The organism is Paenibacillus sp. FSL F4-0097, from assembly GCF_038593125.1.
GTDB lineage: Bacteria > Bacillota > Bacilli > Paenibacillales > Paenibacillaceae > Paenibacillus_AQ > Paenibacillus_AQ odorifer.
This window is the reverse complement of record NZ_CP151965.1, coordinates 3,954,576-3,978,547: the sequence shown is the minus strand read 5'-3', so window position 1 is coordinate 3,978,547 and position 23,972 is coordinate 3,954,576. Positions and strand designations below refer to the sequence as shown.

Below are 23,972 nucleotides of genomic sequence, written 5' to 3'. Positions count from 1 at the left end.
CATTTTTCAGCAAATAAGGTCTCCTGAGTCCGCATGCGCGCGGTGTAAGTATTCAGAGTTCCCAACGACGTCAGAATTGTCTATCTAGTCCAAGTCGTCAGATTATCATTGTGTCCATGTCTTCCATGTCCCAAAGTCGTGTAACTCCAGCATGAACGGACCGTATTGCAGCTATTCGTACATTTTCGCTCGTATTCCAAAAGTTACGGACTGCATAGCTCTTATTAGCTGCAAATCGACTCAAAATGGGGTAGTTATGTGCAAATAGCTGCAACTGAGTCCGATAGCGTGGCAAAACCCTCATTTTTCAGCAAATAAGGTCTCCTGAGTCCGCATGCGCGCGGCAGATACATTCGAGTTGCCAAAGTAGCATAAGTCGCCCAACTGGTCCTTTCATTTCGTCATTAAACTCATCAAGCTCATACCGTCGTCCTACTCATCGTGCTCATTTCGTCGTCCTACTCATCATGCTCATATCGTCATCATCCTCATATCGTCATCATCCTCATCATGGTCATTCATATCAGACCATCTTTTCATACAAGTCCCGCTTTTTCAGAAAAAAATCCTAATAAAGGCCCATTACTTTGTCGAATTGTGAAGGAAATCAGAAAATTTCATAGAATTATCTATGTTCATCTAAACTTTTTACTCTTCAACACGTGTTGCAGGATGGCCCTGGTGATTGCTGCAGCTTTACTCTTCCATAAAAGGGGCCGATACGATGCTCAAAAGGACATTACTTATCTATCTGATTGGTTTAATTTTATTATCTGCGATTCCTCTATCCATTCTTATGGGTCACGATAAACAAGGGAGTCACCTGCAAGTGCAGCATGGAGTCATGGATCTCGCAAATTGGGATTACGAACAGGATAAGATTATCAAGTTAGACGGTGAATGGGAGTTTTATTGGAATCACTTATTAACTCCTGAGCATTTTAGGGCGGGTAGCGCAGATATACCTGCTTCTTCAGCTTGGATGGAGGTGCCCTCCCGGTGGAACGGCAACATCGTTAATGGAAGCCCTTTACCCGCCTTCGGTTCCGCCACCTATCGGATGGTTCTAAAAAACCTGCCCGTAAGTGGGGTATTCGCCTTGAAAAAAACAAATATCCGCTTTTCAAGCAGGATTTTTGTTAATGGACAGTCAGTTATTGAGGATGGTAATCCTGCTGCTAATGAAGCTGATTATCGGTCAGGGAATATCCCGCAGATTGGGCTTTTTTCGTCTGATAAGGGAGATGTAGAAATCATAATTCAAGTCTCCAACTTCGATTATGTAAATGGGGGCATTCCGGTTTCTTTATCCTTTGGTGAGGAAGCAGTAATGATGGAGGTTCAGCAGAAGAGTACGGCCCGTGAATTTAGCACCGTTGCTATTTTAGGCACACTTGCCCTTTTCTTTTTTATCTGCTTTGGGGCAGCGTCCTTATACCGTAAGCAGGATTACTCTTTACTTGTGTTTGCGACTATTTGTTTGCTGTTTGCGATATATCATGGGTTGATCGGTGAGCGTTCACTCTTACTCTTTTTCCCTAAACTTTCGTTCATAATGCTCTACAAAGTAAAGGATATAAGCTCCATCTCCTGCTTTATTGTGCTCGCAATATTTTTTTACCAAATGCACAAAAGCATAATATCTTTAAAATTTACTCAAGCCATAACGATTGTTTTAGGCAGCTTTATAATTCTGGTCGCCATCCTGCCGATTCGTTCTTACACGGTCATTTATCCGTATGTGATTATTTTATATGAGCTGATGTTAATTTGGATGTTATGTAGAGTGGCCACCCTGTATATCAGAAGCGCAGAAGTAAATAGAATCAAATTGCTGCTGATGTTTATGGCGATTCTAGCTATTAATCTATATTCCATAGATATTATTCTGTTTGCTCTATCTATAAAAGAGAACCTTTGGCTCGGACAGTTTTACATTGTGGCTTTTAATATCATCATGATCGTGCTGATTGTTCTACGTTTTTTTGAAGCCTACCATACCATAGACGAGATGAAAAACCAGTTGATTGGGCTGGATAAAATTAAAGATGAATTCCTTTCCAACACCTCACATGAACTAAAAACACCTCTAAATGCCATAGTGAACATTACAGCTACGCTGCTGGATGGGGTTGAGGGTCCAGTTAATAAAAAACAAGCGCAGAATCTAGCGATCGTAATCGGGAGCGGCAGAAGATTAACACATATGGTAAATGAACTACTCGATTATTCCAAAATGAAGTACGGAGACATCACATTATACAAAAGCAAACTGGATTTGAAAGCCGTTGTTGATTCCGTCATTGGCATTCATTCTTTTCTGCTCGGAGAAAAGTCGATCCTGCTCGTTAACAGAGTCGCTTCGAATTTCCCTATGGTGAATGCAGATGGCAATCGCCTGATTCAAATTTTCCACAACTTGGTTGATAATGCGATTAAATTTACGGAACAGGGTGAAATAGAGATTAGTGCCAGAGTTATTCAGGAGTGGGTGGAAGTACGTGTGGCAGACACAGGTTTGGGAATCTCACCGGAAATGCAGGAGCGTATTTTCAAAGCTTTTGAGCAGGTGGATGAGGCGGAGATTCATAGTCATGGTGGAACAGGGCTCGGATTAAGTATTACTAAGAAGCTAGTAGAACTGCATGGCGGGAACATAGCTGTGGAATCTACAGTGGGAAAAGGTTCGGTGTTTATTTTTACACTTCCACGGTGGGATAAAGCGGTTAAGCCAATCACGAGACCTACCCTTAAGGCGGCACATTCTTATAAAGAATTAAGTTTCTCCCATGGTGGTTATCCCCTTTATATCAAAGGCGAGATCGATGAGCCCATTTTAGTAGTGGACGATGATTTTGCCAATCTGCAATCTATGATCAATCTGTTTAAGCTAGAGAAATATTCTATTGTGGTTGTTAATCGCGGGCAGATGGCACTTGAGGAGCTAGCGAAAAACACAGATTTTTTTCTGGTGGTACTGGATATTACCATGCCGGACATTTCGGGTTACGAGGTTCTGCAAAAGATTAGAGAGAGATTTACTCCTTTTGAGCTGCCTGTGTTAATGCTGACGGCCAAGAACAGGGTGAGCGATATGAAGATGTCCATGGATAACGGCGCGAATGACTATGTGGGAAAACCTTTTGAAGCTGAAGAGCTAATGGCACGTGTTAAAAGTCTGACCCGATTGAGAGCTTCCGTGAAGACTGCCAAAGACGCCGAAATTGCTTTTTTACGATCCCAGATCAAACCTCATTTCTTATACAATGCTCTGAATTCAATTGCTGAACTATGTGTGGAAGAACCTGAGAAGGCCGAAGAGTTGACACTGCAGCTGTCACAGTATTTGCGAAGCAGCTTTGATTTCAAACAACTGGATTCACTAACGAGTTTGGAGAATGAGCTTGAGCTGGTAGAGGCTTATATCAATATTGAAAAAGCACGCTTCGGTGCCAGATTAAATGTGGAATATGATGTGAGAGTTAATACGGATTACCGGATTCCTCCGCTGATTCTACAGCCTTTGGTCGAAAATGCAATAAGGCATGGCCTAATGTCCAATTTGCGGGGTGGCACGGTAAATATATCTGTAAAAGAATTAGAGAATTCGCTGATTAGCTTTATTGTGGAGGATAATGGATCTGGAATGAGTGAGCATAAATTGAAAGAAGTAATGAAGTCAGATGTAGATAAAAGAGGGGTGGGGCTGTGGAATATCAGTCAGCGCATAAAGCTGTTATATGGAACAAATATTCATATTCAAAGTGCTGAAGGATTAGGCACAACTGTATCTTTTGAAATTCCAATACAGCAGCTTAAGCGGATGGGAGGTTAAGGCATGCTGCGAGCGATTATTGTAGATGATGAGGAGTTATCGGTAAAACGCCTGAAGCGGATCTTATCGCAGAGCGGAGAGATTGAAGTCTATGAGACGTTTTTGGATCCAGCGGAAGCCTATGCTTTTGCGAAGGCCAATCCGATAGATGTAGCTTTTTTGGATATTTCTATGCCTGAGACGAATGGGATGAAGCTTTCTAGCCTTTTGCATGAATTGGATGAATCGATAGATGTGGTTTTTGTAACCGGATTTGATGAGTATGCGCTGCAGGCTTTTGACCTAAGTGCAGTGGATTATCTTTTGAAGCCTGTAACTGCGGAGCGGTTGTCTAAGACGTTAGAGAAACTCAAAAAAATGAATCGAAATACAACGGCTGAGCCTACGTTAGAAGTTTTTTTATTTAATGGTTTAAAAGTGTATCGCAGAACGCAGAACAGAGAGCTAATCAAGCTGAGAAGTCCAAAAACAGAAGAATTATTTGCTTTTCTGGTTAGTAAAGGAACGGTTAGCCGGGAGGAAATTATCGACACGTTGTGGAGCGGATTGGAGCCTGAAAAAGCATGGAAGAATCTGAACTCGACGCTGTATTATATTCGAAAAGCAATCGGCGCCAATTATATAAAAGCAAGCAGGAACGAAATTCATGTAGTAGAGAGCAGCATTTATTGTGATCTGTATGAATTTGAGCGATTGTTAAAGCAAATCAGGCAAACCTCTGAAAGACATGTTGAATGGATGATTCAAGCAGAAGTTTTATACTCAGGAGCATTACTCAAAGGAAAAGCTTATGAATGGGCTAGTAGCAGGACCCGGAGACTCGAGCATGAATATATAGGATTGCTGGAGCTGGCTGCAAGATTTCATTTAGAGCAGAATCAGCAGCATCAAGCACTGCATTATTTTGGAGAAATATTAAAATTAGATTCCTTGCGAGAGGACATCTATCATGAAATCATCAACTTATTAATTGAATTAGGGAGAATGAATGAAGCACAGCGGAAATTTGGCCAATTGGAAGAGATGTTGCAGCAAGAGCTCGGAACAACACCCGATCCTAAACTCAAAGCGTTAATGAAACAGAAGTTATTGTAATGGAAGGAACCTTCGAATGGATGGTTATCGAGGGTTCTTTTTTTGTTTATTTTTTGTTTATCTTAATTTTGTATAATACTCTCGATTATTGTCGAATTAATGACATGATTTATGCTAGAGGGGGAAATAGAGTTTGAAGCCATCATTTATGAAAATAGGCATTAGTATTTCTTTATGTACTGGACTTGTGGTGCAGGGGGTGGGTCCTATGCAAACTCCAATCATAAGTGCAAAAGCTAGTTTCGGTTGGATCGAGAATAGCCCAGCTATAATAACGTCCATCAATGAAGATGACTATTCCAACGCAGGTGTTGAGGTAGCCAGCTTTTTGTCAGGAAAAGTTTCGGATCCAGAGTTAACGGGGATTGCTGTAGTAGCTTTAGATAATACCAAAGGGGCCTGGCAGTATTACAACACGGTGGGAAGAATTTGGTATAATATCGAGCCGGTTTCGAACAGTAATGCTTTTCTGCTGCTGAAATCGGAGAAAATCCGTTTTGTCCCGGCTAAAGACTGGAACGGAACTGCTTCCATTAGCTTTAAGCTATGGGATACGACAGCATCAGGTTATCAAAATTATCAAAAAAATGCGAATACCACAGTATCTGCCGCGTTCAGCTCAGATCCGGGTATAGCCGTAATTACTGTAAATCCAGTGAACGATGCACCTTATCTGACAGAACTAAATGGTGGGGACTATCTTAGTTTTGACGGCAACGGGGATTATGTGACCTTCCCGGATCAACGGATTTATGGGAATTCTTTTACAGTTGAAGGATTTTTGAAGGTAGATGCTTTTCAGACCTGGATGAGATTTTTTGAATCATCGATCGCAGAGCAGAACCACAATATTTTTGTGGGTTTTAACGGCAAACGGATGAATTTCACTGCCTACACTAATAAGGGAGATATTAATGTCACTGAGGATTTCCCGATTTCTAAATGGGTTCATGTCGCGATTGTTTATGATCACAGTCAGAAAAAGGGACGGATTTATTGGGATGGTGTACTTAAGGCAGAAGGGGCTATGGATTTAAGTACTGTAGGCAACGTTGCACGTCCGAATAACTGGCTTGGAAAAAGCACGTGGAGACAGGACGGAGATTATAACGGTGGAATGAGAGACGTGAGGTTCTGGAGTAAAGCCAAGACCCAAAGTGATATTGTTCGAGAAATGAATGTCGACTTGACAGGCTCGGAGCCTAATCTGGCTTTAAACTATAAATTAGCGAATAGCAATGATGGGAATGTCGCTATTAATACTTCTGGTCTTCCCCTTAAGAACGGTACAATTACTGGGGCAACCTGGAAGCAGGACACAGGTTTTATGGGGAATACTACAACCGATAAAAACAAGTCGGTCTCACGATCCTTTAAAGTCCTCGATGTGGATGGAGATGACCTACAAGTATCAGCTACTTCCTCGAATACGCTCTTAATTCCGAATAATGGACTGAAAATAAGTGGAAGTGGTGAGCAACGAACTTTAGAAATAACACCCGCAGCGAATGCTTTTGGCACCAGTGTGATTTCAGTCAAAGTAAGTGATGGAACATTAAACAACACCTACACTTTTAATGTGACGGTAAACAATACGGGGGATGTAATCGTAACCGGAGTGTCTTTGGATAAACCATCACTGAGTTTAACGCAAGGAGAAGCAGGGGACACACTTAGTGCCGTAGTAACACCTGCTGATGCCACGAACAAAACAGTAAATTGGAGCTCTAGTGATGAAACTGTTGCAACCGTTGTAAACGGAGTGGTAACTCCAGTTGGCGTTGGAACAGCGATCATCACGGTAACGACTACTGATGGAAGTTTTACTGCTTCGTCTGTAGTAAATGTAAGTGCTCCAATCCCGCCGGTTGTGGACGTAACTGGAGTGAAGCTAGATCAGGAGACACTGGAATTAACAGCTGGAGAAGCTGATGGACTCCTAAAAGCAACAATAGAGCCTGCCAATGCAACGGATAAAGACGTGATCTGGAGCTCTAGCGATGAAACAGTCGCGACCGTTGTAAACGGAGTGGTAACTCCAATTGGCGTTGGAACAGCGATCATCACGGTAACGACTACTGATGGAAGTTTTACTGCTTCGTCTGTAGTAAATGTGAGTGCCCCAATCCCACCCGTTGTGGACGTAACTGGAGTGAAGCTAGATCAGGAGACACTGAATTTAACAGCTGGTGAAGCTAATGGAATTCTAAAAGCAACAATAGAGCCTGCCAATGCAACGGATAAAGACGTGATCTGGAGCTCTAGCGATGAGACAGTTGCGACCGTAGTAAACGGAGTGGTAACTCCGGTTGGAGAGGGTACCGCAGTTATTACGGTAACGACCAAAGATGGAAGTTTTAAGGCTTCAACCACAGTTAATGTAGCCGCTCCTAAGCCACCTAGCGTTATCGTAACTGGGGTGACTTTAGACCAGACAGAACTTAACTTAACGGTGGGTGAAGGCGACGGGAATCTACAAGTTACAGTAGCACCTGCTAATGCGACAAATAAAGGTGTAATCTGGAGCTCCAGCGATGAGACAGTAGCTAAGGTTGTTTATGGAGTAGTAACTCCGATTGGTGAGGGAACAGCCATCATTACGGTAACGACGAAAGATGGAAGTTATACGGCTTCTACAACCGTCACTGTGAAGGCTCCTGTTAAGCCAGTTACAGCACCAGGAATTCCAACATCTGTAACTGCAACTGCAGAGAATGGTCAAGCAATCATCACCTTTATACCGCCGGTGAACGATGGAGGCAGCGAAATCATAGGATATATTGTAACTGCTAATCCGGGAGGTTTGACGGTTACGGGAACTGGAAGTCCGCTGACAATCAGTGGTTTGACGAATGGAACAAGCTATACCTTCACGATACAGGCAATCAATAAAGCTGGCATCAGCGAATCCTCTGCTGAGTCCAATGCAATTGTTCCTAGCACTTCATCTGGTGGTGATGTTGTTGTTCCGTGGCAACCAACCCCATCAGCAACTCCGGCACCTGTGGTAAATGATGCTTCCATCCTAATCAATGGTAAAGCGGAAACAGTGGGAACCGCAACGAATGGTAAACGGAATGAGCAAACGTTAACCACCATTGTGTTAGATCAGAAGAAGCTAGAGGACAAGCTCGCCACTGAAGGTAAAGGTACGGTAGTTTCTATCGCTGCAAATAGTAAATCTGATGTTATAGTTGGCGAACTAAACGGACAAATGGTTAAAAATATGCAGGGTAATCAGGCAATTCTTGAGATCAAAACAGGAAATGCGACATTTACACTGCCTGCTCAGCAAATTAATATTGACGCTTTGAACGAACAAATCGGCAAGTCGGTAGCTTTGCAAGATATTAAGATACAGATTGAAATTAGCGCCCCTACAGCCGATAAAGTTAAAGCTTTAGAAGCAGCTGCGCAAAAAGGATCCTTTTCATTAGTTTCCGCGCCAGTTAATTTTACGGCCAGAGGTATCTACGGAGATAAGAGTATTGAACTTTCCCAATTCAATACGTATGTTAAACGTACCATAGCCATTCCTGAGGGGATGGACCCGAACAAGATTACAACTGGAGTGTATGTTGATTCCGAAGGTTCGGTACACCATGTACCTACTAAAGTGGTTGTAATTGATGGCAAATATTTTGCTACTATCAACAGCTTAAGCGGAGGTACTTACTCCGTAATCTGGCATCCGCTTGAATTTAGTGATGTGGCTAATCACTGGGCAAAAGAGGCAGTGAACGATATGGGCTCTCGATTAGTCATTGAGGGAACAGGTAATGGTCAATTTACTCCGGATCAAGCCATTACCCGTGCAGAGTTTGCGGCGATTGTTGTACGCGGTCTGGGACTTGAGATGGAACAAGCTGCAACACCATTCTCAGATGTAAAGACCACGGATTGGTATAACAGTGCGATCAACACAGCATTTGCTTATCAATTAATCAATGGTTTTGAAGATAGTATGTTCCGCCCTGATGAACATATTACCCGCGAACAAGCGATGTTAATTATCGCCAAAGCGATGAAAATTACAGCGCTACAGACTAAGCTTTCTGTTCAATCGGCTGACGTTTTGTTAGCTCCATTCACAGATAGTAGTGAGGTTTCTAACTGGGCGATCAGTGGAGTTACTGACACTTTGCAGGCAGGCATTATCATGGGAAGAAGCAGTAAAGGGCTTGCTCCAAAAGATGATATGACAAGAGCTGAGGTTGCAGAGATCGTGAAGCGGCTACTTGAAAAGTCGGATTTAATTTAATCTACTAAGCTCCAGAATTGTGATGAAGATAGAGGATTCGTTCAAAGAACATTGAACGAGTCCTCTTTTCTTTTTATGGTTAGCCAAGCAGGAGAATGGATAGTTATCCAGAAAAAATAACTTAGATCGTTTATACGATAATTAGAAAAGAGGCGAAATCTATGGAAATAAATCCAATCATTAATGATGTATTTCAGGCAGCAGAATCAGGCCAGGTAGAACGGCTGAAAGAAATCCTGGAAGCTCATTCGAACCTTGCGAATATGGAGAATAACGAAGGTCTTACACCGCTTGGTTATGCCGCGCATTTTGGTAAAGTGGAAGCTGTTCAGGTTTTGTTAGACTATGGTGCTGACATTGATGCAGTGTCACATTCCCAAATCAGCTATATTCCATCCAACACAGCATTACATGCGGCAATTGCTGGTGAGCGAAATATGGAGGTGATCCGGGTTCTTTTGCAACATCAGGCCAAGACCAATATATTTGATAGTGATGGATATACTTCCTTACATTCTGCTGCTTTTCATACGGATAATGTAGAACTAATAGAGTTGTTAATCGAACATGGCGCCGACATTTCTGCTAAAATTAAAAGTGGTGAATCTGCATGGTCGGTTGCGATTAAGCAGAGTAATCATAATGTTGCAGAATTTCTCCGCGGAAAAGGAGTAGTCTTGAATGAAAATCACAGTGGATGATAAGAATGATTCAACGGTAGCTATAATCTCTGGGGAAGAGATCATTATCAATAATGTAAGGGATGCCTTAGACTTAATGATGAATGTGAAATACCAAGGATGCGATAAAATGCTTCTGAGGAAGGAACAGATTACGGATGATTTTTTCGAGCTAAAGTCTGGAATTGCTGGTGAGATTGCTCAAAAATATACAAACTATCAGATGAGAGTTGCTATCGTAGGAGAATTTACAAGCTATAACAGCAAAAGTCTGAATGATTTTATTTACGAATGCAATCAAGGCGATAAGATGTTGTTCAAAAGTACTGAAGCTGAGGCTTCAGCAGCCCTTCATTTATGCAAATCGTGGAGATGATCCAGAGAGGAGTTATATCATGGATGAAAGTAAAATCACATATGAATCGATCGATGCCTATATTTCCGGGTTTTCGCTTGAGGTTCAGGAAATCCTTAATACGTTAAGAAAGGTGATAAAAGAGGCGGCACCGGAAGCAGAGGAAAAAATAAGCTATCAGATGCCTACTTTTGCATTACACGGAAATTTGGTGCATTTCGCTGCTTATCCCAAGCATATTGGATTCTACCCCACACCAAGTGGAATTAATGCTTTTAAAGATGAATTATCAGGCTATAAAGGTGCTAAAGGTTCCGTTCAATTCCCCATTGATAAGCCTATGCCTTATGAATTAATTAGCAAGATTGTAACCTTCAGAGTCTCTGAGAATCTAAAAAAAGTTGAAGCAAAATAAGGCGTCTACTGGTATGAAATAGAGTTGTACGTCTGGCTAGGGCTGGAAGTGTGTATCCATTGTTGATCTTCTTCTTGAAGCTAGTGAACATTTGGATCCTCTTACGAGGCACTTCTTGCCTTTCTATCCTCATTGCGGACGTCGTACGAATGCCAGTATAATATCCTGGGCATAGTCCCCAAACCCACTTCCGAACAGATTTAATCCTCTTTTATTGAGTGCATCCTCCCGAATTTCAAAACGTACACGAATAGGTTCATTAAACGCCAGCTTTAAAGAGCTGATTGTAGTGGAAGATGAGAGAGAACCATTACAGCTGCTGCCCGATTTAGAGACACTCCATGTAGTAAGAGCTCCATATTCAGTTCCACTTCTCCAACGTTCAGGGGTCAGCTTCCCTTTGCGGTTACCGAAATCGGAGGGGCAAGTCCAAGTCCCGACTAACTGGTCATTGATGGATAAGCTGATATCACTGGCCCAATCCTCTCGGAACGAAGGGGCTTCTGAGCATACTTCTGCCGAAATGCGGATTTCATCCAACTCGACGCCTGGAGGCAGGGGGTTGGCAAAATAGTATTCGACATAACCCGCTTCCGCGAACCATAAGAGTGAGGCATCGACTCGTTCAGGCATGTAGAATGCTCTTGGATCATCCTGGGAGCCAATGACGCCACCATCTTTTCCGGCCATCCCACAGGACGGTTGTATGGAGCAGCGGGAGAACATGCCGATGGGCATATGTATTTCCTCGGTTTGATGCAGGCCATCCCCTAGTTTCGAAGGGAGATCGAGATGAATAGAGCGACAGGTAACCGCACAGATTTTTTCGCGATTTGCTCCTTGCGTAGACGAGATAAGATTAACCTGTTCTAATGTCTGCACATTGATAGATATGGTTGGCTGAGCTACACCTAACGTCTCAGCTAATTGACTGACACTCATAGGCTTTTCGCCAAGGGCTTCAAGAATGCGGACGCGGACGTCACCAGACAGTGCTTTAGCTACATCTAAAATGCGTGACGCGGGATAACGTATCGTTTCTTGTGAAATATCATTCATCATATTTGTTCCTTTTCGTTTAGGATGGGTTGAGGTTATTGTACAATGAAGAATGGATATTGTAAAATCATAATAAACATTGCGAAAATCATATACTGGTGCTAAAATGGGCTCAACTTCTTATTTTGAAAGGCTGTGCTCGCCAAATGACAACTTCTATATTAGCTTCTGAGACACTTGAGATTCCTCGATCTGAACACCCTCATCCACATTGGCAACGTCAGGAATGGATGAATTTGAATGGGCAATGGTCATTTAACTTTGATCCGAACAACGAAGGTATGAAGGCGTTATGGTACTCCAATCCTGAAATCGCTTACGATTCAATGATCACTGTACCTTTTTCTTGGGTAAGTCCCTTATCCGGAATTGGCTGCGATCAACAAGGAATCGGCTGGTATCGACGCACCGTGAATGGGCAGGCTATCGACCAACAAACACGATTGTTTTTACGTTTTGGGGCAGTAGATTATTCATGTGATGTGTGGATAAATGGAGAACATGTAGGTTCACATCAAGGTGGATATGGTTCATTTGAATTTGATGTTACACCTTACTGGGCAGCTAACAGTGAGAATAATATTGTCGTAAGAGCTGAGGATTCCGATCATGCTTATCAAGCGCGGGGCAAACAAGGATATGGAGAAATCCGTGGAATTTGGCAGCCAGTATGGCTTGAAGCACGCCCCGAAACTTATATGAAAGATGCAAAGTTTGTGACCAGTATAGATGGACAGGTGATTATAACTACAAGAATAAATTCGCATGAAACGGGTTCGGCAGATTTTACGCTGCAATTCGCTGATCATTCCGTTGTTCATACAGAGAAGCTGCAGCTTATAGCAGGGGAGAACGAATGTAAGCTGTCTATCGATATTCCCAATCCGCATTTGTGGAGTCCAGAAACTCCTTATTTATACGAAGGTGAACTGCAGCTTAGTGGATCGTTTGGTACAGATACAGTCAGCACTTATTTCGGAATTCGCGAAATTCAGACTGCCCGCTTTGACGATCGTGATTATCGGTGGATCACCTTAAATGGCAAGCCGATATATTTGAACGGCACTCTTGATCAGTCCTATCACAAGACAGGTTATTTCACCTATCCAACGGATGAAGACATGCGGGATGAAATTTATCTAATGAAACGTTTGGGACTAAACATGGTGCGAATTCATATCAAGCCCGAAGAACCCCGTAAGCTGTATTGGGCGGATAAGCTTGGCATTCTTGTTATGGAAGATATGCCTTGTTTCTGGGGTAATCCAGATGACAAAGCCAGAGCCTCCTATGAGAGTGAAGCCCTTGAGGTGATTGAACGAGATTATAATCATCCATCTATTTTTTCGTGGGTTATGTTCAATGAGACCTGGGGTTTGAAGACAGATGCTCAGAAGGCTGGCCTCACAAGTGATGTACAGCAGCAGAGTAGTTATCTTAAAGAGACACAGGAATGGGTGCGGGAGAAATATCGCTGGGCGAAGCAGCTTGATCCGACTAGAATTGTTGAGGATAACTCGCCTTGTAATTATGATCATGTGGAATCGGATATTAATACATGGCACTTTTACATTAATGGTTACGAGCAGCTGCAAGCCCACATGAATGAGGTTGTAGATAAAACATTCCCAGGGTCGGAGTTTAACTGTATTGGCGGCAACGTACAGTCTGATGCACCTCTAATGAACAGCGAATGCGGCAACGTGTGGGGGATCGAAGGTGGTGCAGGGGACAGTGATTTGGCATGGCATTACCGCTATATGATGAATGAATTCCGGCGGCATGATAAGCTATGTGGATTCGTATTTACAGAATTCCGTGATGTTACGAATGAGTTCAATGGTTATTACCGGCTAGACGGGAGCGATAAGGATTTTGGATATGGGGATTTTGTTCCCGGGATGACGATTGCGGATCTGCATTCCCCAGATTTTATCGTGATAGATGCTCCTCCATGCCAGACAGTAGAAGCAGGGCAGAGTGTTAAAGTACCTTTGCTAGGTTCCAGCTTCGCGGACAGCTATCACGGTCATAATTTGAAGCTGAAATGGGAACTGTGGTACGACAATTTGGGGATTCGGGTCACTGCGCAAAGTGGACATATGTCTGTGAAATGGGATAACTTTGGAAACACTATACTTCCTTCTTTGAACATTACAATGCCTGGTCAGGAGGCGGCTGCAATACTTGCTGTTTCTCTGATTAATGAGAAGGGTGAAGTGATCACGCGGAATTTCATTACTTTCGATGTAAGAGGCGGTAATAACACTGTATTGTTTAAAGGTGAAGGAGAATTTATAAAAATTCCAGTGGGAGCTTATACCGAACATAACTTTAAGCATCAATGGGATGCTATCCAAGGATCTAAGATTAATGGTGCTGGGCAAGGTCATTATGTATATGAGGTTACACTGCCAGATGCAGCAGATAAATCGATGATTGGTGAGATTGAGATCATGTTCGAAGCAAGTGCTAAACGATTGCTGGCGCGGCATGTTGAAGGTACGAAGCTTAATGATATGGGCCTTGATCTTATGCATGGGGCAGATGCGAGGGTGGAATATAATCCGAATACGTATTATATGACGGATGAAGAGCGTCATCCTTCCCGAGTGAACGTTCTGGTGGATGGGCAGCGGATTGGTTCTTTCTATTTACCGGATGATCCGGCTGATAGCAGAGGGATTTTGTCTTGGCATTATCAGCCAATAGCGAATAAGCTGGATGAGGCTGGATCTTACGGCTACCTATGCAAGGCAAGTGTACCGGGGCAGTTAGCAGCGAAGCTGGATCGCAATCGTGTTTTTCGTTTGGAGCTGCAAGCAGAGGACGGCGGGCTAGCTTTGTATGGCCGTAATGCAGGTCGTTATCCACTGGACTTGTTGATTCGTTATCGCTAAATAACCTCGATGTGCAAAAAAAAGCAATCCCAGCTAAGAAGCAGGGATTGCTTTTTTATCGGTACTGCAAGGTATTATTAAAGTTCTTTATCATTAATGCTGTTTAACCAGCTTTCAATCTCCCCAATGACCGAGCTAATGCAGCCATCTTCAAAAGGTGAAGTCAGGCCCGCAAGTTCAACTAGCTTGATAAAGGATTTGCTTCCTCCGGCTTGACATAACTCCAAATAATCACTCCAAGCGGATTTGAAATCTTCATTTGAGCGTTTCCAGAACTGGAAGGCACATAGCTGTGCTAGTGTATAGTCAATGTAATAGAACGGGGAAGCGAAGATATGGCCTTGCTTATGCCAAAATCCACCCTGTTCCAGATAAGTATTACCTTCATAATTGCGGTGCGGCAAATATTTTTTCTCGATTTCTCGCCATGCTTGCTTACGTTCAGCAGGGGTTGCTTCAGGATTGCTGTAAACAAAATGCTGGAATTCATCTACAGTAACTCCGTAAGGAATAAACTGAAGGCTATCTGCCAAATGATTGAAACGGTATTTGTCTGCATCCTCTTCAAAGAACAATTCCATCCATGGCCAAGCAAAAAACTCCATGCTCATGGAATGGATCTCACAGGCTTCATAAGTAGGAAAAGCATATTCGGGTACATTAATATTTCGGCTTTCATACACCTGGAAGGCATGCCCCACTTCATGGGTCAAGACATCAATATCCCCTGAGGTTCCATTGAAATTCGAGAAAATAAAAGGTGCCTGGTATTGGCTGAAGTAAGTACAATAGCCGCCGCCTTGCTTTCCTTTTTTACTTACTAAATCCACTAGATTGTTATCCAACATAAAAGTAAAGAATTCATCAGTTTCCGGAGAGAGCTCTTTGTACATCTTTGATCCGTTAGCTACAATCCAGTCAGGATCTCCTTTAGGAGTGGCGTTGCCAGTCTTGAAGCTGAAGTTCTCGTCATAAAATTTCAAGGCATCCAGGCCTAGACGTTCAGTCTGCCGTTTCTTAAGCTGTTGGGAGACGGGTACGATATGCTCCAGAACTTGTTTGCGGAAGTTGGCTACCATGTCGGCGTTATAATCGGTCCGCATCATCCGGTCATAACCTAGCTCCACAAAGTTGCTGTAACCAAGCTTTTTAGCAATGCGGTCACGGACTTTAACTAGCTCGTCATAGATTCGATCAAATTCACTTTCATGTTCAGACATAAAATCATATCTGGCTTGTGAAGCACGTTTACGCATATCACGGTCCGTGGACAATTCAAAAGGAGTAAGCTGAGTCAGTGTGCGTTCTTCGCCTTCGAATGGAATCTTAGCGGACGCGATAAGCTGAGCGTATTCTGTAGAGAGTTTGTTCTCCAATTGTAAATCTTCGATGATTTCTGGACTAAAAGTACGCAGAGCTACTTCTGCAAGCTGAAGCAACTGTGTGCCCCATTCTTGTTCGAATTCGGCTCTGTATTTGGAATTGACGAGTGCTTTGTAATAGTCCGTTATGTATTCCTGAACGATAGGCCCAATTTCGTCCATGAATTCCTGTTCAGCCTTGTAGAATTCATCTGTTGTATTGATCGAATGGCGAACGCTAACCAATGTCTGCAGCGTGTCAAACTCATTGCGAAGCTTGTTAATAGCGGTAACGGAAGCCTTTTGCACTTCTAATGGCTCGGTGTCATTGAGATCTTTAAGCAGGTTGTTAAAATCCAGTTTGAACTTCTCTACATCCGGGCGCTCATAGCGATAATCATTAAATTTCATTAACTATTCAACTTCCTTTCTATACCAGATAGTCTCTATTATATATTCTGAACAGCAATTTACGATAGACCTGTGTTAGCTGTTTTTGAATAAAAAAAGAACAAATGGACAAAAGTGTAAAAACTTGTTAGATGAAATACGGTTTGATATTATCTAAGAATATAGTAGAAATGCAATTTATGAGCGCATCCGTACAATGTAATGAAGCGAAAATAGGAGGCTCGATATAGATGAAACCCCGGATTACAGTAATAACACTAGGTGTGGACGATCTGGAGAGGGTTTTGATTTTTTACAAGGATGGATTAGGATTCCCGACCAAAGGGATCATTGGGAACGAATTTGAACATGGAGCAGTTGCCTTTCAACAGCTTATCTATTACTTAGCCTTTATTTAACCCGCATTCGCTGAATACGGGTTATCTCTGTTTATATATGAATATTTGTATTTTTCCACTTTACACCATACATCCTTCCTCCCTCTTTTTTTGCAGCAGCAGCACAAATGTCGACAAACTTAATATATCATGATATATTATTATGTATAAGATGAAAAAATTAGAGTCAGGAGATAACGAAAGTCATGAGTGAGACAACATCATCCAAACCGATGTATGAAAAAATATTTGATGAAGTGAAGCAGCTTATCGTTAATAAATCCTATGGACAAGGGGAACGGGTTCCCTCTGAGAAAGAACTGGCTGAAGCCTATAATGTTAGTCGGATTACGAGTAAAAAAGCTCTGGAAATGCTCGCCGCGGAACAATTAATTGTGAGAAAACCGGGGAGAGGTTCATTTGTGGCTGATCCAGCAGTCGATTACATGGAATCAGCGATATCTCCGGGGACGGTCTCCGACGGAACTGTTTTCAATTCCTTTAACCATGAGGAAAAGACGATCGGTCTGGTTATTACCGACTTTGGCAACAGCTATGGCACAGGCTTGATTTATGGCATGGAGCAGGCTTCACGTGATAATGATTGTTTTCTGGTTTTAAGAAGAACCTTTGGGGTCCCGGAGAACGAAGAGAAGTCTATTCAGAAGTTGCTCAGCTTAGGTGTAGATGGTCTGATCATTTTTCCGGCTCAAGGCGAATTTTTTAATGCTGAGATTCTAAAATTGGTGATAGGGCGCTTCCCGCTAGTTCTGGTAGATCGCCATTTAAAAGGAGTGGCAGCAGCATCGATTAGTACTGATAATATGCAGGCTGCACTCAAAGGTACGGAGTATTTATTTGATCTCGGGCATACTCACATCTCCTTTCTCTCTCCACCTCCAGCGGATACCACAGCTCTTGAAGAGCGGGTAGAAGGATTTATTCAAGCGCATGCGGAGCGGGGGATAGCTGTAGACAAGGGATTGTGGGTCAGCGATTTGACCTCAACACTACCGGATTCCTTCAACGATGAGAATATTGAACATGACATTTCACGGCTTATTTCTCATTTGCAAAAGAATCCAACAATAACAGCGCTTTTTGCTGTGGAATATAATATTGCGCTGCTGGCTAGAACTGCGGTCCAACGACTTGGGCTACGGATTCCAGAAGATATTTCGATCATTTGCTTTGATAGTCCGCCAACTCCACTCGGTTCGGGTTATGCATTTACCCATTTACGGCAAAATGAAGAAGAGATGGGGCGACTCGCAGTAGAAAATGTATTGCGAATTATGAACGGGCAAAGTGTGTCCAATAAGATAATGCTGGAAGCTGAGTTGATTTCTGGTGAATCAACAAGCTCTGCTAAACAATCCGTCTCTAAATAGAAATTTGGGTTATTATCCAAATTAAACATATATTAGTTGTTATGAAAACCTATCTTTATGGATGGGTTTTTTTATTTATTTTAGAAATATATTTATCTTTATAGATGTATTGATATATCATTATAATAAATAAACATATTGACATACCAATTACATGACAATATACTAATCAATGAAAGCGCTTCAAAGCTCAAAAGAAAAAGGGGGTATTATAACTGAAAGCAACTAGAGAAATACCCGAGTCGATGCAAAAACTGGCATCTAGCGTAAAAGCACAGCTGAGTGATCGTCCGAAATTAGCCGACATGTTCGAGAAATGTATGGCTAACACCTGGAACACAACCTTAAAACGAATGCCAAACGGAAGCACTTTTGTTATTACCGGGGATATTCCAGCGATGTGGCTACGGGATTCCGCCGCACAGGTCAGACCTTTCCTAATCCTTGCCTCCGAAGATGAAGAAATTGCAGACATGATTGAGGGACTTGTACGTAGACAATTTACTTACATCCAGCTTGATCCTTATGCTAACGCATTCAATGAAGAAGAAAGTGGGCATGGTCACCAAGAGGATCTGACAGAGATGAGCCCGGGAGTCTGGGAAAGAAAATATGAAATTGATTCGTTATGTTATCCAATCCAACTGAGTTATCTGCTCTGGAAGAATTCGGGTCGCACCAGTCAGTTTAATGAGTCATTTGTAACGGGCGTAGAAAGAATCATAACATTATGGACTACCGAACAGAACCATGAGCGCGATTCAAAATATCTTTTTCAACGGATGAACTGTCCGCCCACGGATACGTTAGCTCGAGAAGGCAAAGGGACGTTGACGGCTTATACCGGAATGACTTGGTCTGGATTTCGTCCTAGTGACGATGCCTGTGAATATGGGTATTTGGTTCCAGCAAATATGTTCGCTGTGGTTGTTTTACGATATGTGTGTGAAATTGCCCGTGAGATTTTAGGTGATCAGGAGTTGGAAAAGAAAGCTAGGAAACTATCTGACCAGCTTAATAAGGGAATAAGTGAGTATGGAATTGTAGAACATCCAGAGTATGGGGCGGTCTATGCCTATGAAGTAGATGGTCTGGGACAGGTGAATATTATGGATGATGCAAATGTACCGAGTCTTCTCTCTATTCCCTATTTGGGTTATGTGAGTGCTGATGATCCTATCTATAAGAATACCCGTGAACTTATTTTAAGTAGCACTAATCCCTATTTTTTCGCAGGAAAAGAGGCTGCTGGCATTGGAAGTCCGCATACGCCAAATCGGTATATCTGGCCCATAGCTTTAGCGATACAGGGAATGACATCTGTCAGCATAGAGGAACAGGAGGTCTTACTTCATCTGCTGGAGAAGACGGATGCTGGAACTGGATTTATGCATGAAGGGTTTCATGTGGATAATCCTGATGAATTTACACGTCCATGGTTCTCTTGGGCAAACATGATGTTCTGTGAGCTTGTACTCATGCGCTGTGGTAGGCAAATTAAGCGCGGTTGAGACCAACAAGGTTTTTATAATCGACTCTAAAGGGGATAGAGAACATGAAAAAATGGCTGGTTACCTCCATTGTTTTGGTAATGACTACTACACTTGCTGCGGGCTGCGGTGGTAATAACGGATCTGCGGACAAAGAGACCGGAAACACAAGCAAAGCTGGGAGCAGTACCGGGAAAAAGACAGAGCTTACCTTCTGGGGAGATTGGGGCGGTGAGGGGCAGAAGCAATTCGAGACCATGGTGGATGCTTTTAATAAATCGCAGGATAAAATTCACGTAAAATATGTGCTGCAACAGGATATGATTACCAAATTCCTAACTTCTGCGACCAATGGTGGCACTCCCGATGTACTGTTTTGGGACCGTTGGAGAACTTCGCTGTATGCTCCGAAAAATGTACTGCATCCGGTAGATGAATACTTAACGCGTGACGGCATTTCCGAAGATGATTTTTACAGCGAATCGCTACGGGAGCTTTCATACGATGACAAATTATATTGGCTGCCGCTTACGGTAGATGCACGTGCTCTTTTCTATAATAAGAAGCTGCTCGCAGAGGCTGGACTTCAGCCTCCAACAACTTGGGATGAACTAGAGGCAGCGGCTACGAAGCTAACCAAATGGAATGGAAATAAATTGGAGACCGCAGGTTTTTCTATGGGAGATTTGGGACTTTTTAATATGTATCTCCAACAGGCTGGCGGCACCATGCTTACAGAAGATGGAAAGACCAATTTTAATAATGAGCAGGGCAAGCAAGTGCTTGAGTTCTGGGATCGTCTGATGAACAAGGATAAGGTATATAAAGTAGGGTTCGAACTTGGACTTGGTGAAGGGCAAGATGCTTTTGTCACAGGTAAAGTGGCTATGCTGTATTCCGGTCCGTGGATGCTCAGCACCTATAACAAATATGGTAAAGATCTGGATTATGGGATCGTTCCTCCTCCGGCCGGACCAAATGGTGATAAAGGCAGTGTCATGGGTGGATTTGGTCTAGTGATTCCAGAAGGCTCCAAACATAAAGAAGAGGCATGGGAGTTCATCAAATGGTGGACAGCGAACAAGGATAACGCGTTGCTCTGGGCTAAGACGAGTCTAAATCTGCCGGGTTATAAGCCATCGATGGAAGATCCATTTTTCAAGGATGATCCAAAGTGGCAGCCGTTTCTGGAAACGCTGGAGTTCGCTAAGGTTCGTCCGAACCACCCTGGTTATTCCGTGATGGAGACTGATGCTTTGGCCCCTAATTTGCAGCTTAACCAGCAAAACAAGATGAGCATTGATGAGACCTTAAAGAAATCACAAGAAGAGGGCGACAAAATGCTGAAGGATAATGAAGTAGTGAAGTAATAAGTAAGACATTTGAAGTGAAGGGGGGTTTCGCCTCCCTTTTGCTTAGGAGGGGGTAGCTGAAATGGCTTCCATCAGAAAGCTAGAGAAACATCAGGCGCGGACGGCTTATCTGTTTATTACACCCACGGTATTGCTGTTTACAGTTTTCACGGTCATCCCCGTGGTAATGGCGCTATATTTAAGCTTTACCAACTACGATGTACTTAGTAGAAACGATTGGATCGGTTTTGATAACTATCGCCGTTTGATAGAGGACAGTTTGTTATGGAAAACATTCCGAAATGTATTTCTGTATTCCATCATTTTCGTTCCATTTAATATTCTGATTTCGCTTCTCCTCGGGATTCTACTTAGTCGATCCTGGCGTGGGGTAAAGTTGTTCCGCACACTGAATTATCTGCCTACCCTTACATCCGCTGTTGCTGCAGCTACGGTATGGATCTGGCTTTTGCATCCTGAATTTGGTTTGGTTAACGGATTGTTGTCTTATGTTGGGATTACAGGTCCGGCTTGGTTATCCGAGACACGAACAGCGATGTTGTCCATTATTATGCTTACCCTCTGGCAGTCAGTAGGTTCTAATATGATTATCTACTTGGCAGGTCTGCAAGGCGTGCCTGACTATTTGTACGAATCTGCACGGCTGGACGGTGCTAATAAGCTGGCTTGTTTCCGGTTTATTACTTGGCCGCAGCTGCGACCAACGACCTTTCTTGTCAGTACGATGTCAATCATTGGTGCGTTGCAGTTGTTCGACCAAGCTTTTGTGCTGACGCAGGGGGGTCCGGCGAATATGACAAAGACCCCGGTTTATCTGATCTATCAGCAGGGCTTTAATCAATTGCAAATGGGGTATGCGTCTGCACAAGCATTTGTGCTTGCTGTGGCGATTCTCATATTCTCACTTATAAACATGCGGATCACAAAGGCGGAGGAGTCCATTGTATAAGCCGGGCTTGCCATGCAGAAGGGGGATAGAGGTATGGATACTAGCGGAAGTTCGTTATTAAAAAGAAGCTTAAGTAAAACTATCTATTATATAGTGTGCATTGTTATTGCCATCGTAATGTTTCTACCTTTTTATTGGAGTGTTCTTACATCCTTGAAGCCTGACGAAGAGATATTCGCCATGCCCATCCGGTGGTTTCCTTCACATTTGACCTTAGAACACTATCGTAAGGCATTTACTACGGTTCCGTTTGCGCTCTATTTCTGGAATTCGCTTGTACTTGCAGTAGCGGGTGTGCTGGCGAATCTGTTCTTTGGTTCCATCAGTGGATACGCGTTTGCAAAGTTGAATTTTAAGCTCAATAAGCCAATATTCCGAGTGCTGCTTGCGGCGATGATGATACCAGGCATTGTGACGATGATCCCCACGGTTTATGTTATGCGCCATATTCCTCTTTTTGGAGGCAATGATATTTTTGGTAGCGGGGGTAACGGGCTGATGAACTCATTCTGGGGGATTATTCTTCCGGGCGCTTCAGGAACCTTTGCTGTGTTCTTTATGCGGCAATTCTTTCTCACCTTGCCTAGTGACATGATGGAAATGGCCCGGATCGAAGGCTGTGGAGAGTTTAAAATATTTTGGCGGATTTATTTGCCGTTGACTAAACCAGCGTTGGCTACTTTAAGTATCTTTACCTTCCAAGCGGGCTGGAACAGTTTCTTATGGCCAATGATTGTGCTGAATGATCCCAACAAAGCAACGATTCAAATGGGACTTCAAGCTTTTTCTTATAATTTTCAAACAGACTACGGTCCAATGATGGCTGGTGCGCTAGTAGCAATCTTGCCGATATTGGTGTTGTTTTTAGCGCTTCAGCGTTATTTTGTACAGGGAATAGCCTTTAGTGGTATTAAGGGTTAATGCAACAAAAATCGAACCAGGGAGAGAGTCTATATGAACCAATTGGAGATAGGGATTTGGGAGGCACGGGCGAATCAAGCACAAGCTGCATTGGATTCATTATTCTGGAATGAAGCGATCAAAATGTACAATATAGAAACACCTTGTCCAAATGGAGAATGCAACACGATTTTTCATTATTGGTGGATGGCTCATGCTGTGGATGTATTGGTAGATGGACTACAGCGGACTAGAGAGAACTGGTATGCCGAAAGGCTTTCCGCACTTCATGAAGGTCTGCTTCAGCGAAATGGTGGAGTATGGCCAAATGAGTTGTATGATGATATGGAATGGATGGCTCTCGCGTGGCTTCGTGCATATCAAGCAACAGGAGTGGAAGGTTATAAAGATACAGCCCTTCTTTTATGGAATGACATTCAGACAGGCTGGAACGAGCATATGGGCGGTGGGATTGCTTGGCAGAAGTCACAGTTGGATTATAAAAATACACCAGCCAACGCACCGGCAGCTATACTTGCGGCACGGTTGTATCAAGCTTTTGGTGAAGCTAGCAATCTTGAATGGGCGTTAAAAATATACAGATGGCAAAAAGAGCATCTGGTAGATCCGGCAACGGGTTTTGTATGGGATGGCATGAATCGCACTGGCAATGGCCAGATCGATAAGGATTGGAAATACTCCTACAATCAAGGCGTCTTCATTGGCGCAGCAGTTGAACTGTACCGTATTACTAAAGAGCAAGAATATTTAGAGGATGCTCACCTAACCTTTGCCGCCGCAGCCCATGAACTTGCTGACTCTCAGGGAGGTGTGCTGCCAGATGAAGGGAATGGTGATGCGGGACTGTTTAAAGGGATCCTGATTCGCTATACAGCTGAATGGGTTAAAGCTGATTCTGCAGCAGTTGATGCTGTTGATTTCCTGCGTGCGAATGCAGAATGTCTCTGGGAACAAGGAAAGTCAGAGGACACAGTGTTGTTTGGCACAGATTGGACTTCGTCCTCTGCTGTTGTAATTCAGCTCAGCTCCCAGCTTAGTGCGATCAAGCTGCTGGAGAAGATGGCTGAATTAACTAAGGAACAGGTTTGAGGTGAGTTCT

15 protein-coding genes and 1 pseudogene are annotated in these 23,972 nt (G+C 43.0%); 14 read left to right on the top strand and 2 right to left on the bottom strand.

What is annotated here, in order from left to right:
• Positions 1 to 724: 724 nt before the first annotated feature.
• The 6 genes from MHH86_RS17810 (at position 725) to MHH86_RS17785 (ending at position 10,641) form a co-directional block, all read left to right on the top strand.
• Positions 725 to 3,835, top strand: a complete 3,111-nt coding sequence (locus MHH86_RS17810) for an ATP-binding protein (protein ID WP_342479374.1) — start codon at positions 725 to 727, stop codon at positions 3,833 to 3,835.
• Between the two features lie 3 nt (positions 3,836 to 3,838).
• Complete coding sequence (locus MHH86_RS17805) at positions 3,839 to 4,930, top strand: response regulator (RefSeq protein ID WP_036688106.1); 1,092 nt, start codon at positions 3,839 to 3,841, stop codon at positions 4,928 to 4,930.
• A gap of 133 nt (positions 4,931 to 5,063) precedes the next feature.
• Positions 5,064 to 9,191 (top strand): S-layer homology domain-containing protein, encoded by a 4,128-nt coding sequence (locus MHH86_RS17800; protein ID WP_342479373.1) that lies wholly within the window; start codon positions 5,064 to 5,066, stop codon positions 9,189 to 9,191.
• A 161-nt stretch (positions 9,192 to 9,352) separates the two neighbouring features.
• Positions 9,353 to 9,892 (top strand): ankyrin repeat domain-containing protein, encoded by a 540-nt coding sequence (locus tag MHH86_RS17795; RefSeq protein WP_340891480.1) that lies wholly within the window; start codon positions 9,353 to 9,355, stop codon positions 9,890 to 9,892.
• Complete coding sequence (locus MHH86_RS17790; protein WP_340891478.1) at positions 9,873 to 10,247, top strand: DUF4180 domain-containing protein; 375 nt, start codon at positions 9,873 to 9,875, stop codon at positions 10,245 to 10,247. Before MHH86_RS17795 ends, MHH86_RS17790 begins: the two co-directional genes overlap by 20 nt.
• A 19-nt stretch (positions 10,248 to 10,266) precedes the next feature.
• A complete protein-coding gene (locus tag MHH86_RS17785; protein WP_036688098.1) occupies positions 10,267 to 10,641 on the top strand; it encodes a DUF1801 domain-containing protein in 375 nt (124 codons plus the stop codon).
• Positions 10,642 to 10,770: 129 nt separating this feature from the next.
• Here the strand turns inward: MHH86_RS17785 and MHH86_RS17780 are convergent, their stop codons facing one another.
• Complete coding sequence (locus tag MHH86_RS17780) at positions 10,771 to 11,703, bottom strand: helix-turn-helix domain-containing protein (protein WP_235219558.1); 933 nt, start codon at positions 11,701 to 11,703, stop codon at positions 10,771 to 10,773.
• A 143-nt stretch (positions 11,704 to 11,846) separates the two neighbouring features.
• Here MHH86_RS17780 and MHH86_RS17775 point away from each other — a divergent pair, with 143 nt between their 5' ends.
• Positions 11,847 to 14,600 carry a glycoside hydrolase family 2 gene (locus MHH86_RS17775; protein ID WP_038571688.1) on the top strand — a complete coding sequence of 918 codons (2,754 nt, stop codon included), beginning with the start codon at positions 11,847 to 11,849 and terminating at the stop codon, positions 14,598 to 14,600.
• 77 nt (positions 14,601 to 14,677) lie between these two features.
• On the opposite strand, the gene MHH86_RS17770 is transcribed toward MHH86_RS17775, so the two are convergent.
• The gene (locus tag MHH86_RS17770; protein WP_340891471.1) at positions 14,678 to 16,372 is read right to left on the bottom strand and encodes a M3 family oligoendopeptidase; all 1,695 of its coding nucleotides are present in this window, start codon (positions 16,370 to 16,372) and stop codon (positions 14,678 to 14,680) included.
• Positions 16,373 to 16,602: 230 nt separating this feature from the next.
• Between MHH86_RS17770 and MHH86_RS17765 the strand changes: the two are divergent.
• From MHH86_RS17765 to MHH86_RS17735, 7 genes and pseudogenes are all read left to right on the top strand, one after another.
• Positions 16,603 to 16,737, top strand: a pseudogene (locus MHH86_RS17765) (VOC family protein); the annotation flags it as partial.
• 218 nt (positions 16,738 to 16,955) lie between these two features.
• Positions 16,956 to 18,140, top strand: coding sequence for a GntR family transcriptional regulator (locus MHH86_RS17760; RefSeq protein WP_340891469.1), 1,185 nt, complete (start codon positions 16,956 to 16,958; stop codon positions 18,138 to 18,140).
• Between the two features lie 245 nt (positions 18,141 to 18,385).
• Complete coding sequence (locus MHH86_RS17755) at positions 18,386 to 19,651, top strand: glycoside hydrolase family 125 protein (protein ID WP_342479372.1); 1,266 nt, start codon at positions 18,386 to 18,388, stop codon at positions 19,649 to 19,651.
• A 44-nt stretch (positions 19,652 to 19,695) separates the two neighbouring features.
• On the top strand, positions 19,696 to 21,000 hold the full coding sequence (locus tag MHH86_RS17750) for an ABC transporter substrate-binding protein (protein ID WP_342479371.1): 1,305 nt from the start codon (positions 19,696 to 19,698) through the stop codon (positions 20,998 to 21,000).
• Positions 21,001 to 21,064: 64 nt separating this feature from the next.
• Entirely contained in the window at positions 21,065 to 21,952 is an 888-nt protein-coding gene (locus tag MHH86_RS17745; protein ID WP_036688088.1) for a sugar ABC transporter permease, read from the top strand.
• Between the two features lie 33 nt (positions 21,953 to 21,985).
• Positions 21,986 to 22,873 carry a carbohydrate ABC transporter permease gene (locus MHH86_RS17740; RefSeq protein ID WP_038571680.1) on the top strand — a complete coding sequence of 296 codons (888 nt, stop codon included), beginning with the start codon at positions 21,986 to 21,988 and terminating at the stop codon, positions 22,871 to 22,873.
• A 33-nt stretch (positions 22,874 to 22,906) separates the two neighbouring features.
• On the top strand, positions 22,907 to 23,962 hold the full coding sequence (locus MHH86_RS17735) for a glycoside hydrolase family 76 protein (protein WP_036688084.1): 1,056 nt from the start codon (positions 22,907 to 22,909) through the stop codon (positions 23,960 to 23,962).
• The last annotated feature ends 10 nt before the right edge of the window (positions 23,963 to 23,972 follow it).

Coding starts and splice junctions, on each gene's coding strand:
- MHH86_RS17805 (WP_036688106.1), top strand. CDS start 3,839: ATGCTGCGAGCGATTATTGTAGATGATGAGGAGTTATCGGTAAAACGC.
- MHH86_RS17780 (WP_235219558.1), bottom strand. CDS start 11,703: ATGATGAATGATATTTCACAAGAAACGATACGTTATCCCGCGTCACGC.
- MHH86_RS17740 (WP_038571680.1), top strand. CDS start 21,986: ATGGATACTAGCGGAAGTTCGTTATTAAAAAGAAGCTTAAGTAAAACT.
- MHH86_RS17770 (WP_340891471.1), bottom strand. CDS start 16,372: ATGAAATTTAATGATTATCGCTATGAGCGCCCGGATGTAGAGAAGTTC.
- MHH86_RS17750 (WP_342479371.1), top strand. CDS start 19,696: ATGAAAAAATGGCTGGTTACCTCCATTGTTTTGGTAATGACTACTACA.
- MHH86_RS17795 (WP_340891480.1), top strand. CDS start 9,353: ATGGAAATAAATCCAATCATTAATGATGTATTTCAGGCAGCAGAATCA.
- MHH86_RS17760 (WP_340891469.1), top strand. CDS start 16,956: ATGAGTGAGACAACATCATCCAAACCGATGTATGAAAAAATATTTGAT.
- MHH86_RS17755 (WP_342479372.1), top strand. CDS start 18,386: ATGCAAAAACTGGCATCTAGCGTAAAAGCACAGCTGAGTGATCGTCCG.
- MHH86_RS17745 (WP_036688088.1), top strand. CDS start 21,065: ATGGCTTCCATCAGAAAGCTAGAGAAACATCAGGCGCGGACGGCTTAT.
- MHH86_RS17790 (WP_340891478.1), top strand. CDS start 9,873: ATGAAAATCACAGTGGATGATAAGAATGATTCAACGGTAGCTATAATC.
- MHH86_RS17735 (WP_036688084.1), top strand. CDS start 22,907: ATGAACCAATTGGAGATAGGGATTTGGGAGGCACGGGCGAATCAAGCA.
- MHH86_RS17775 (WP_038571688.1), top strand. CDS start 11,847: ATGACAACTTCTATATTAGCTTCTGAGACACTTGAGATTCCTCGATCT.
- MHH86_RS17810 (WP_342479374.1), top strand. CDS start 725: ATGCTCAAAAGGACATTACTTATCTATCTGATTGGTTTAATTTTATTA.
- MHH86_RS17785 (WP_036688098.1), top strand. CDS start 10,267: ATGGATGAAAGTAAAATCACATATGAATCGATCGATGCCTATATTTCC.